Origin of the sequence: Pseudomonas syringae pv. cilantro, from assembly GCF_001293775.1 — a bacterium.
Lineage (GTDB): Bacteria > Pseudomonadota > Gammaproteobacteria > Pseudomonadales > Pseudomonadaceae > Aquipseudomonas > Aquipseudomonas syringae_P.
This window is the reverse complement of the sequence record NZ_LGLN01000033.1, coordinates 472796-482211: the sequence shown is the minus strand read 5'-3', so window position 1 is coordinate 482211 and position 9416 is coordinate 472796. Positions and strand designations below refer to the sequence as shown.

Here is a 9416-nt window from a genome sequence, read left to right as displayed (position 1 = left end):
CGGCCTTCGGCCAGAAGCCCGGTCTATGGGCATCGGGGGGGCTTGTGTATAACACTGGAGCGCTGGCGAGAATCAGACCTCGCCTTCCTCGTTCTCAGCCTCCGGCTCCGCGCGCAGCAGGTCGTCGAAGTCGGTCTTGAGGCCCTGTTCCATCGAGTCCAGTTCCACCAGCAGGGTGCGGAAGCTGGTTTCGTCGCGGGGGGCTTCGGGCTCTGCGTCGGGGTCGAGGCTGGCGTCGGCGAGGGCTTGCAGGTGTGCGGGCACAGGGGCGTCCTCGAAATCCATGACCGGCTCTGTTTCCATTTCGCGCAGGTCGGCCAGTGGTGGCAGTTCGTCCAGGCTCCTGAGGTTGAAATGGTCGAGAAAGCCTTTGGTGGTTGCGAACATCGCTGGTTTACCCGGCACGTCGCGGTAGCCCACCACGCGAATCCACTCGCGCTCTAGCAGGGTCTTGACGATATGGCTGTTCACCGCCACGCCGCGCACGTCTTCGATTTCGCCACGGGTGATCGGCTGGCGATAAGCAATCAGCGCCAGGGTTTCCAGCATCGCGCGGGAGTAACGCTGCGGACGCTCTTCCCACAGTCTTCCAACCCACGGCGAAAACCGGTCGCGAATCTGCAGGCGATAGCCCGAGGCCACTTCCTTGAGCTCAAACGCACGCCCCTCGCAGGATTTGCGCAGCACTTCCAGCGCCTTTTTGAACACCGCCGGCTCGGGACGTTCGCCCTCCTCGAACAGCTCATAAAGCCGCTCCAGCGTCTGCGGTTTTCCGGAGGCCAGCAGAAACGCTTCGAGCAACGGGGCCAGTTCGCGGGGTTCGTTGAGGTTCATGGGTGTGTTCTTGCTCTACTCGGCTCGCGCCCGGACATGGATCGCCGCAAAGGGCTCGTTTTGGACCAACTCGACCAGCGACTCTTTGACCAGCTCAAGCACAGCCATGAATGTCACGACCACACCCAGACGCCCTTCGTCTGCGGTAAACAGCTCGGCAAACGGCACAAAACCACCGCCCTTGAGGCGTTCCAGCACGTCACTCATGCGCTCGCGGGTGGACAACGCCTCGCGGCTGACCTGATGGCTTTCGAACATGTCGCCACGGTGCAGCACCTCGGCCATGGACATCAGCACCTCTTCAAGGCTGACGTCCGGCAACAATTTGCGCGCACGGGCTTCGGGAGCGTCGAGTTTCGGCACGATGACGTCGCGGCCGACCCGCTTCAAGCCATCGATGCCTTCGGCGGCGGCCTTGAAACGCTCGTACTCCTGCAGGCGACGGATCAGCTCCGCACGCGGGTCGCCCTCTTCCTCTTCGATTTCCGCCGAACGCGGCAGCAACATGCGCGACTTGATCTCGGCCAGCATGGCGGCCATGACGAGGTATTCGGCAGCCAGCTCGAGGCGCACGGTCTTCATCAGCTCGACGTAACCCATGTACTGCTTGGTGATTTCCGCAACCGGGATGTCGAGTATGTCGATGTTCTGTTTACGAATCAGGTACAGAAGCAGGTCGAGCGGCCCTTCGAATGCTTCGAGAAAAACCTCGAGCGCATCCGGTGGAATGTACAGGTCCAGCGGCATCTGCGTGACCGCACGCCCATAGACCAGCGCGAACGGCAGTTCCTGCTGGGCATCGGCCTGGCTGTCTGCGGCCTCGACGACGGTCATTAAGCGCGTTCACCGAACGGGGTTGGATCGCCGCAGCCGACCCGCACGATCTGCGGCTCACCCTCGGACAGGTTGATGACCGTGGACGCCGAAATACCGCCGATCCCGCCATCGATGATCAGGTCGACGTGATGCTCGAGAATCTGGCGCATTTCATAAGGATCGCTGAGCGGCACGCTGTCGCCGGGCATGATCAGGCTGACGCTCATCAGCGGCTCGCCCAGTTGCTCCAGCAGCGCTTGGGCAATGGGATGGCTCGGCACCCGCAAGCCGATGGTGCGGCGCTTGGGGTGCAGGACCAGACGCGGCACTTCGCGGGTGGCGTTGAGAATAAAGGTGTACGGCCCCGGCGTATGCGCCTTGAGCGCGCGGAACGCGCCAGTGTCGACTTTGGCAAACAGACCCAGCTGCGAAAGGTCGCAGCACATCAGGGTGAAGTTGTGTTTGTCGTCCAGCTGGCGCAGGCGGCGAATGCGCTCAATGGCGCTCTTGTCGCCGATCTGGCAACCCAGCGCGTAGGACGAATCTGTCGGGTACACCACCAGCCCGCCGGCTTTTATGATTTCCGCGGCCTGTTTGATCAGGCGCGGCTGCGGGTTTTCCGGATGGACCTGGAAAAATTGACTCACGGTAACTTCCTGTTCAGACGGCGGCAGTAGGCTGTTCATGTTTGAATCTGCACGATAACAGCGGTAGATCCTCGGGCACCGGGCGGTACGTGCCGATCTCGCCCCAAGTGCCGGGGCCGTGGAAGTCACTGCCGGCACTGACCAGCAGACCGAACTCACGCGCCAGGATGGAGAGGGTTCCGACCTGATCAGCAGGCTGCATGCCATTGACCACTTCGATGGCGTGCCCGCCGGCCTGGACGAAATCGCCGACCAGTTTACGCCGTTTACTGCGCGTAAAGTCATAATGCGAAGGATGCGCGAGGCTGACCCACGCGCCGGAGGCACGCAAGGTTGCAACGGTGTCTTCCAGGATCGGCCAGTGCTGCTTGACGTCACCCAGTTTGCCTGCACCCAGCCATTTGCGAAACGCCTCGGCGCGATCCTTGACGAAACCGGCACGCACCATGAAATCGGCGAAGTGCGGTCGCGCCGGCGCGTTGCCGCTGTCGCCCAGCTCTTGCTGGATCGCGCGAGCACCTTCCAGCGCGCCAGGCATACCTTTGATCGCCAATTTCCGGCTGATTTCTTCGGCACGCAGCCAGCGGCCTTCATGCAATCGGGCGATGGCTTCGATCAGCGCCGGGGCCTGAGTGTCGAACCCGTAGCCCAGAACGTGGATGGTCGCGCCACCCCAGGTGCAGGACAACTCGACCCCGTTGACCAGCTGCATGCCCAATGAATGCGCCGCCGCGCGGGCTTCTTCAAGCCCTTCGAGGGTGTCGTGATCGGTCAGGGAAAGGACGCGCACGCCGTTTTCATGAGCACGGGCAACCAGCGCCGTGGGCGAGAGTGCCCCGTCGGAAGCGGTGCTGTGGCAATGCAGGTCAACATTCATAGTGGTGCTTTCGTGTTCATTGATGTTTGTTATTATGCCGCCACATCCTGCTTCTGGCTGCCATTGTGAAACAATTCATCGACTTCATCCCGCTGCTGCTGTTTTTCATCGTCTACAAAACCGAGCCGCGTGCCGTGGATATCCTCGGCAACAGCTACACGTTCGGTGGCATATTCAGCGCAACGGCCATGCTCATCATCAGTTCGGTGGTGGTCTACGGCATTCTTTACATCAAGCAGCGCAAACTGGAAAAGAGCCAATGGCTGACGCTGGTCGCCTGTCTGGTGTTCGGCAGCCTGACGCTGGCTTTCCATAGCGAAACCTTCCTCAAGTGGAAAGCCCCGGTGGTCAACTGGCTGTTTGCCGTGGCGTTTGCCGGCAGTCATTTTATCGGTGATCGCCCGCTTATCCAGCGCATCATGGGCCACGCGCTGACCCTGCCGGCTGCCATCTGGACGAAACTGAACATCGCCTGGATCATTTTCTTCCTGTTCTGCGGCGCAGCCAACCTGTACGTAGCGTTTACTTATCAGGAATTCTGGGTCGACTTCAAAGTATTCGGCAGCCTGGGCATGACCCTGCTGTTCCTGGTCGGCCAAGGCATCTACCTGTCACGCCACCTGCACGATACCGCCCCCAATACGACCAAATCCGAGGACTGACATGCTCTACGCAATCATTGCCACTGACGTCGAAAACTCGCTGGAAAAACGCATGAGCGTCCGACCTGCGCACCTTGAGCGTCTGAACGCGCTCAAGGATGCAGGCCACCTGGTACTGGCTGGCCCGCACCCAGCGGTCGACAGCAACGACCCCGGCGCTGCCGGTTTCAGCGGCAGCCTGATCGTCGCCGAGTTCGAATCACTGAGCGCAGCCAAAGCCTGGGCCGAAGCCGACCCGTTCGTTGCGGCGGGCGTCTATGCCAATGTCGTGGTCAAACCGTTCAAGCAAGTCCTGCCCTGATCTCAGCCTGACCCAACCCTACGCAGCTCTGCCTCCTGATCGAGGCAGAGCTGTGCTGCATGAAGGCAGTGGCCAAAATGAGTGAATCATGAGCGAGCTGTTACTGATCGACGATGACCAGGAGCTCTGCGAGCTGCTAAGCAGTTGGCTGAGTCAGGAAGGTTTTCAGGTGCGTGCCTGCCACAACGGCTCCAGCGCGCGCAAGGCGTTGGCCGATTCAGCGCCGTCTGCGGTGGTGCTGGATGTCATGCTGCCCGACGGCAGTGGTCTGGAGTTGCTCAAGCAGTTGCGTTCCGAACACCCGGACCTTCCGGTGGTGATGCTGTCGGCACGCGGCGAGCCGCTGGACCGCATTCTCGGGCTGGAACTGGGCGCTGACGATTACCTGGCAAAACCCTGCGACCCGCGCGAACTCACGGCCCGCCTGCGCGCGGTACTGCGCCGCAGCCATCCGGTTGCGTCGTCTACCCAGCTTGAGCTGGGCGACCTGACCTTCAGCCCGATGCGTGGCGTGGTCAGCGTCGATGAAAAGGAATTGACCCTTACGGTGTCCGAGAGCCGCCTGCTGGAAGCGCTGATGCGTCAACCCGGCGAGCCGCTGGACAAACAGGAACTGGCGCAATTGGCGCTGGGCCGCAAACTGACGCTTTATGACCGCAGCCTGGACATGCACGTCAGCAACCTGCGCAAGAAGATCGGACCGCACGCTGATGGCCGGCCGCGCATCGTAGCCCTGCGCAGTCGCGGGTACTATTATGCTCTTTGAGCAGCGGCAAGCTTCAACTGGCAAGCTGCAAGTTGAAGCAGAGCGCGCGTAGCTTCTAGCTTGCCGCTCCTGGCTTGCAGCTATCCACTTGCAGCTGCCCTTACACAAGCTTTACCAAGCGCTGACCGCGCTTGACCTTGTTCTCCCTAAACTGGGCTCATCGGCATCGAGCCGCACTAGAGACAAGGAGATACACCATGCGCAAGACCCTGATCGCTTTGATGTTCGCATCTGCCCTGCCTGCCATCGCCATGGCCGCTCCGCCAGCGCCACCCGCCGGTGGCCCTGATGCAGACGCACCCGGCATGCACATCGAGCGTGATGACCGGGGCCCAGTCCCAGGCATGCATCGCGGTCCAGGCCCGAAAGGACCCATGGCCGAGCTGGACCTGACACGTGAACAGCGTCAACAGATCGACCGTCTGATGCGCGAACAGATGCACGAACGCCGCGAGATCACGCAGAGCTACCTGGAAAAAATGCCGGCAGCGGACCAGAAAGCAATGCGCGACGAAATCGAAGCCAAGCGCTCCAAGACCGACAGCGAGATTCGTGCACTGCTCAAGCCTGATCAGCAGAAACAGTTCGACGAAATCAAGAAGAAGCAGGACGAGCGTCGCGCCGAATGGGCCGAGTTCAAGGCCTGGAAAGCGGCAAAAACTGCAAAAACGCTGTAATCGTCAGGCCTTCTGGCCCGATGAGCTGAACCGGACCCGGCATGCAAACGCATGCCGGGCTTTTTTACTGAGATCGAGGAAATCCCGTGCGTTCATTGTTCTGGCGAATCCTGGCCAGCTTCTGGCTGGCGATTGCCCTGGTCGGCGGCTTGTCGGTCCTCATGGGGCACATGCTCAATCAGGACGCCTGGATCCTCAACCGCCATCCGGTACTCAACGTGCTGCCGGAACAATGGACGCAACGCTTCGAAGAACAGGGCGCGGATGACGCCCAGGCATTTCTTCAGGACATCAAGCGGCGCAACCGCATCGACGTTCAGGTGCTGAGTGACAGCGGCGAGCCTGTGGTGCGCGGCACCTTCCCACCTCGCGCCGCCGCATTTGAAGCCCGCCAGCAGGAAGACGCCGATGACAACGGCCGGAAGTTGCCCTGGAGGCGTCTGGCCACTGAGTACACCAGCCCGAAAACCGGCGAAACCTACCTGTTCATCTACCGCGTCCCCCACCCGGAACTTGACGCCTGGCACCGCCAGAGCCTGATGTGGCCACTGAGTGCGCTGGGCATCGCGTTGGTGGTGCTGACCCTGTTCAGCCTGTTCGTGACGCTGTCGATCACCCGTCCGCTGAACCGTCTGCGCGGCGCAGTGCATGATCTGGGGCAGACCAGTTATCAGCAGCACAGCCTAGGACAACTGGCCAATCGACGTGACGAGTTCGGCGTGCTGGCCACTGACTTCAACCGCATGGGTGCACGCCTGCAAAGCCTGATCGGCAGCCAGCGCCAGTTGTTGCGCGACGTTTCCCACGAGTTGCGTTCGCCGCTGGCTCGACTGCGCATCGCCCTGGCGCTGGCCGAACGTGCGGAGCCTGCCGAACGTGAAAAGCTGTGGCCACGGCTGAGTCGCGAATGTGATCGCCTGGAAGCGCTGATCAGCGAGATTCTGGCGTTGGCACGGCTGGATGCTGATTTCGGCCACCCCGAGGCCGTGCATCTCGACGAATTGCTACAACGCCTGAAGCACGACACGCATCTGGACGGCGCCGAGCAAAACATTCGGGTCGAGATTCAGGACGGTCTGCAATTGCAAGGCTGGCCGGACATGATCGAGCGGGCGCTGGACAATCTGTTGCGCAATGCCCTGCGTTTCAATGCGCCGGGGCAACGTATCGATTTACAGGCCGTTCAGGTCGGCGGTCATATCCGCCTGAGCGTCCGCGATCACGGCCCGAGGGTTGCCGCAGAACACCTGGCGCAACTGGGCGAACCGTTTTACCGCGCCCCCGGCCAGACCACACCGGGTCACGGCCTGGGGCTGGCAATTGCCAGGCGGGCAGCGGAGCGGCATGGCGGAACCCTGATCTTGGGCAATCACCCGGACGGTGGCTTCATCGCCACACTGGACCTGCCGCTGGAACCGGTAACGCCCGCTTCGGTCTAGGGTCTGTTCCCGTTTCATAGCGAGCGATGAAACGGGAACAGACCCTAGCCCTGCCACTCGCTGACGAACTCATTCACGTCAACCTTCGGGGCCGGGCGTGGCGGGTTTTGCGGCGTGCCCAGGTACAGAAAGCCGATCACTTCTTCATCCGCTTCAAGCCCGAAGCCTTTGGCGACATGCGGCGTATAGGACAGCTCGCCCGTGCGCCAGACCGCTCCGACGCCTAGCGCGTAAGCAGCTTGCAGCACGCCGTGGGCGGCGCAACCAGCGGTAATCAGTTGCTCCGAGCGCGGGACCTTGAAATGATCCTGCAAGCGGGCGATCACCACCACGACCAGCGGCGCACGCAATGGGCCAAGCCGGGCTTTTTCCAGAGCCTTCGGGGTGACTTCTGCACCGCTCTGTTGCAGCGCTTCGACCAGCATTTCGCCCATACGCTCTCGGGCCGAACCTTCAACCGTCAGAAAGCGATAAGGCTTAAGTTGGCCGTGATCAGGCGAGCGCAACGCTGCGCCAAACATGATTTCCCGCTGCGCCGCGTCCGGGGCCGGGTCTACCAGTCGCGGAACCGACACGCGATTGAGCAAAGCGTCGAGCGCCTGCATGGGCTTTCCCCTTGAAAGATGGGCTGGATATTCTAGAGCCTGTTGACTGTCAATAACGAGCCTGGCGGACAAATCCTTACCTGTCTTGCCGAAACGCCCCACGCCTGCACTGGTTTACATGCCTCCAAGCGCAGGTAGAATGGCGGCTTTCCTTACGCCAGCCAGAGTCTTTCATGTCGTTGCCGACCTTTCGCATCATCGGTTTCATCATCGGCATCTTTCTGATCACGCTGGCGGTCGCCATGGTTGTGCCCATGGCCACACTGGTCATCTACGACCGCTTCGAAGACTTGCGCGAATTTCTGTGGGCCAGCGCGATCACGTTTATCGCCGGGCTGGCGCTGGTGGTGCCGGGCCGCCCCGATAACGTTCAATTGCGCCCCCGCGACATGTACATGCTCACGGTGTCCAGCTGGATCGTGGTATGCATCTTCGCCGCCCTGCCCTTTCTGCTGACCCAGCACATCAGCTACACCGACTCTTTCTTCGAGAGTATGTCGGGCATTACCGCCACCGGCTCTACAGTGCTCAGCCACCTGGACAGCATGTCGCCGGGCATTCTGATCTGGCGCTCGATGTTGCACTGGCTGGGCGGCATCGGCTTTATCGGCATGGCGGTGGCGATTCTGCCGTTGCTGCGCATTGGTGGCATGCGACTGTTCCAGACCGAGTCTTCGGACCGCTCGGAAAAGGTCATGCCGCGCTCGCACATGGTGGCCAAGTTCATCGTGCTGGCCTATGTCGGCTTTACCGCGCTGGGCAGTCTGGCGTTCTGGGCGGCGGGCATGAGCCTGTTCGACGCGATCAATCACGCAATGTCGGCCATTTCCACCGGTGGTTTCTCTACGTCCGACCTGTCGCTGGCCAAGTGGCCGCAGCCTGCGGTGCACTGGGTGGCGATTGTGGTGATGATTCTCGGCAGCCTGCCCTTTACGCTGTATGTCGCCACCCTGCGCGGCAACCGCAAGGCGTTGATCAAGGATGAGCAGGTGCAGGGGCTGATCGGCCTGTTGCTGATTACCTGGCTGGTGATGACCGTGTGGTACGCCAATACCACTGACTTGCCGTGGACCGAAGCGCTGCGCCATGTGGCGCTGAACGTGACGTCGGTGGTAACCACTACTGGTTTTGCACTGGGTGACTACAGCCTGTGGGGCAATTTTTCGCTGATGCTGTTCTTTTATCTGGGTTTCATCGGCGGTTGCTCCGGCTCGACAGCCGGCGGGGTGAAAATTTTCCGCTTTCAGGTGGCTTACATTCTGCTCAAGACCAACCTCAATCAACTGATTCACCCGCGTGCGGTGATGAAGCAGAAGTACAACGGCCATCGGCTGGACGACGAAATCGTTCGCTCGATTCTGACCTTTTCGTTCTTTTTCACCATTACCATCTGCCTGATCGCGCTGATGCTGTCACTGCTCGGGCTGGACTGGATGACGGCACTGACGGGGGCGGCCAGCACGGTTTCCGGTGTCGGGCCGGGGCTGGGCGAGGTCATCGGTCCGGCCGGCAATTTCTCGACTCTGCCGGATGCGGCCAAGTGGATTCTGTCCGGCGGTATGCTGCTCGGCCGGCTGGAGATCATCACTGTGCTGGTGTTGTGCGTGCCGGCGTTCTGGCGGCATTGAGGCCGGACAGCGCTCATCGTGATAAACACATCTTGAAGAGCCCAAAAAACGGGGCTGAAACCGCAGTATCTGGCTGGCCAGAAATGTCTGTGGGAGTGAGCTTGCTCACGAAGACGCTGGTCCAAACACCTTATTCCTGGAGGCTGTACCGAACTCTTCTCCGC

At 61.1% G+C, this 9416-nt stretch carries 11 protein-coding genes; 6 read left to right on the top strand and 5 right to left on the bottom strand.

Annotated features, from left to right (window positions below):
• Positions 1–72 precede the first annotated feature (72 nt).
• From scpB to ABJ99_RS09160, 4 genes are all read right to left on the bottom strand, one after another.
• Positions 73–834, bottom strand: a complete 762-nt coding sequence (gene scpB / locus ABJ99_RS09175; protein WP_054085549.1) for an SMC-Scp complex subunit ScpB — start codon at positions 832–834, stop codon at positions 73–75.
• Between the two features lie 15 nt (positions 835–849).
• Positions 850–1581: a segregation and condensation protein A gene (locus ABJ99_RS09170; RefSeq protein WP_373413255.1), complete on the bottom strand. Its 732-nt coding sequence runs from the start codon at positions 1579–1581 to the stop codon at positions 850–852.
• 86 nt (positions 1582–1667) lie between these two features.
• Positions 1668–2297, bottom strand: a complete 630-nt coding sequence (locus ABJ99_RS09165) for an L-threonylcarbamoyladenylate synthase (protein WP_024646391.1) — start codon at positions 2295–2297, stop codon at positions 1668–1670.
• A 13-nt stretch (positions 2298–2310) separates the two neighbouring features.
• Entirely contained in the window at positions 2311–3174 is an 864-nt protein-coding gene (locus tag ABJ99_RS09160) for a PHP domain-containing protein (protein WP_054085547.1), read from the bottom strand.
• Positions 3175–3239: 65 nt separating this feature from the next.
• Here ABJ99_RS09160 and ABJ99_RS09155 point away from each other — a divergent pair, with 65 nt between their 5' ends.
• The 5 genes from ABJ99_RS09155 (at position 3240) to ABJ99_RS09135 (ending at position 7019) form a co-directional block, all read left to right on the top strand.
• Positions 3240–3836, top strand: a complete 597-nt coding sequence (locus ABJ99_RS09155) for a septation protein A (protein WP_054085546.1) — start codon at positions 3240–3242, stop codon at positions 3834–3836.
• A 1-nt stretch (position 3837) separates the two neighbouring features.
• Positions 3838–4137: a YciI family protein gene (locus ABJ99_RS09150; RefSeq protein ID WP_007251384.1), complete on the top strand. Its 300-nt coding sequence runs from the start codon at positions 3838–3840 to the stop codon at positions 4135–4137.
• Positions 4138–4225: 88 nt separating this feature from the next.
• Positions 4226–4903: a response regulator transcription factor gene (locus tag ABJ99_RS09145; RefSeq protein WP_054085545.1), complete on the top strand. Its 678-nt coding sequence runs from the start codon at positions 4226–4228 to the stop codon at positions 4901–4903.
• Between the two features lie 197 nt (positions 4904–5100).
• Positions 5101–5580 (top strand): Spy/CpxP family protein refolding chaperone, encoded by a 480-nt coding sequence (locus ABJ99_RS09140; protein ID WP_054085544.1) that lies wholly within the window; start codon positions 5101–5103, stop codon positions 5578–5580.
• A gap of 86 nt (positions 5581–5666) precedes the next feature.
• A complete protein-coding gene (locus ABJ99_RS09135) occupies positions 5667–7019 on the top strand; it encodes a sensor histidine kinase (RefSeq protein ID WP_054085543.1) in 1353 nt (450 codons plus the stop codon).
• Positions 7020–7063: 44 nt separating this feature from the next.
• Here ABJ99_RS09135 and ABJ99_RS09130 read toward each other — a convergent pair whose 3' ends face one another.
• Entirely contained in the window at positions 7064–7624 is a 561-nt protein-coding gene (locus ABJ99_RS09130; RefSeq protein ID WP_054085542.1) for a nitroreductase family protein, read from the bottom strand.
• A 173-nt stretch (positions 7625–7797) separates the two neighbouring features.
• On the opposite strand from ABJ99_RS09130, the gene ABJ99_RS09125 reads away from it, so the two are divergent.
• Positions 7798–9252: a TrkH family potassium uptake protein gene (locus tag ABJ99_RS09125; RefSeq protein WP_054085541.1), complete on the top strand. Its 1455-nt coding sequence runs from the start codon at positions 7798–7800 to the stop codon at positions 9250–9252.
• Positions 9253–9416 lie beyond the last annotated feature (164 nt).